Consider the following 1903-nt stretch of genomic DNA (forward strand, 5'->3'; position numbering starts at 1 on the left):
GAAGACATCCTGCTTGCCGTCGTCGATGGCTTGAAGGGGTTCCCGGAAGCGATCACGGCGCTCGCCTATGATCGATCCCCCGGATCGATCATCAAACGGCTCGCTCCCCGACGCCGTGGTTCAGACCCCGGCCTGCGCCGGGGCAGGCTCTGCATCGTCCATCTGCTGCGAAACTCGATGGATTTCGTCTCCTGGAAGGACCGCAAGGGGCTGGCGACCGCGCTGAAGGAGGTCTACCGCGCGCCCAGCGCCGAGGCGGCCGAGCAGGCGCTCTCGGCGTTCGAGGCCGGCCCCTGGGGCACCCGCTACCCGGCCATCGGCCAGAGCTGGCGGCGCGCCTGGGCCGAGGTCATCCCGTTCTTCGCCTTTCCTGACGAGGTCCGGCGGATCATCTACACCACGAATTCCATCGAGGCCCTGAACTCGAAGCTGCGCCGGGCCGTGCGCGCCCGCGGGCATTTCCCCAGCGACGAGGCCGCCACCAAGCTGCTCTACCTCATCTTGAACCGCTCAGAGAAAGAGTGGAAGATGCCGCCCCGTGAGTGGACCATGGCAAAGGCCCAGTTCGCCGTCATCTTCGGCGAACGCTTTATCCGAGCCATGGCGGCGTAATGTTCAGCCGCCCGCCCACACACGAAATTCCTGACACTTCCGAAGCGAGCGCTTCCGACACCCGGTTTCCATAGCAGATTGCATGGCAGCGGGCGAGCAAAAGCGACGCAAAACCGCCGTTTCATCCCGCCAGCGTCGGCACAGACGTCCGTTCCGGTCGGCGCCAGTCGATGCCCTCCAGCAGCATCGACAACTGCGCCGGCGTCAGCACCACCGTGCCGGTCGCCGTCACCGGTCAGACGAAGCGACCCCGGTCGAGCCGCTTGGAAAACAAGCGCAGGCCTTGCCCGTCGAACCACAGCAGCTTGACCAGATGGCCCCGCTTGCCACGAAACGCGAACAGCGCGCCGGAATACGGGTTCTGCGCCAATGCCTGCTGTACCAGTACCGCCAAGCCGTCAAACCCCTTACGCATGTCCGTCACGCCGCACGCCAGGAACACCCGCGTCGGCAGAGGCACCGGGCTCACCGCAGCACCGACAACACCCGTGTCAGCGCACTCGCATCCACATCCGCATCGACGCTCACCCGCACACCGTCAGGCAAGTCGATCCAGATGAGTCCCGATAGACATGGTGCGGGTAGAGCCGGTTCGGTGACCCGAACCTCGGCGAACACGGGCAACGAAGGCACCACGCCCGCCAGCTTGCCTTCGCGCAACTGCTTGCGCCACGTGTAGATCAGGCTGCTCGACACATCGCGCCGGGCGATGACATCGCAGACCCGTACTCCCGGCCGGAATGCCTCGGCCAGGATTTCCAGCTTCTCCGCGTCCGACCATCGGCGCCGGCCAGACACCCGGCCGACCACCTCCACCTGACCAGTCATACGAGTGCTCGTATGACCAGTCGTAGAACCGATAACTTCCCTCACTGCCCGCGCCCTCGTCAAAGGCGACAAGCATCCCGGCTGCCCGCTCTACATCAAGGCGGCCTTCAGACCGCGCTTACACCCGTCCCGCCTGCCCGGCGCAGAAACGCAAAAAGCCGCCCGGGGGCGGCATGAGGCGAGCGCGACGCGGCCCGCAAGGTTATGTGTGAATATGGTTGCGGGGGCAGGATTTGAACCTGCGGCCTTCAGGTTATGAGCCTGACGAGCTACCGGGCTGCTCCACCCCGCGGGGGTGTGAGGTTGTGAATGGGTTTTTTGTGTGTTCGCGGACTATAATGCCTGGCGACGCCCTACTCTTCCACTGCTTGAGCAGTAGTACCATTGGCGCAGTCGGGTTTCACGGCCGAGTTCGGGATGGGATCGGGTGGGACACCGACGCTATGGCCACCAGGCAATAGAG

The 1903-nt window shown here is 64.7% G+C and carries 2 protein-coding genes, 1 tRNA gene, 1 rRNA gene and 1 pseudogene; 1 reads left to right on the top strand and 4 read right to left on the bottom strand.

All coding sequences use genetic code 11. The features are described from left to right. Nucleotides 1-612 (top strand): transposase (locus BSZ14_RS18625; protein ID WP_198930568.1); only part of this gene is annotated, 612 nt, incomplete at its 5' end. Between the two features lie 121 nt (nt 613-733). Here BSZ14_RS18625 and tnpB read toward each other — a convergent pair. From tnpB to rrf, 4 genes and pseudogenes are all read right to left on the bottom strand, one after another. Further along, nucleotides 734-1081, bottom strand: a pseudogene (gene tnpB, locus BSZ14_RS18630) (IS66 family insertion sequence element accessory protein TnpB). Further along, nucleotides 1078-1410, bottom strand: a complete 333-nt coding sequence (tnpA, locus tag BSZ14_RS18635) for an IS66-like element accessory protein TnpA (protein ID WP_241823833.1) — start codon at nt 1408-1410, stop codon at nt 1078-1080. Before tnpA ends, tnpB begins: the two are co-directional and overlap by 4 nt. A 245-nt stretch (nt 1411-1655) precedes the next feature. After that, nucleotides 1656-1732, bottom strand: a tRNA-Met gene (locus tag BSZ14_RS18640). Between the two features lie 48 nt (nt 1733-1780). Further along, nucleotides 1781-1895: ribosomal RNA gene (gene rrf, locus BSZ14_RS18645) — 5S ribosomal RNA — on the bottom strand. Nucleotides 1896-1903: the final 8 nt, after the last annotated feature.

Source organism: Sphingomonas sp. Sph1(2015) (genome assembly GCF_001970915.1).
GTDB lineage: Bacteria > Pseudomonadota > Alphaproteobacteria > Sphingomonadales > Sphingomonadaceae > Sphingomonas > Sphingomonas parapaucimobilis.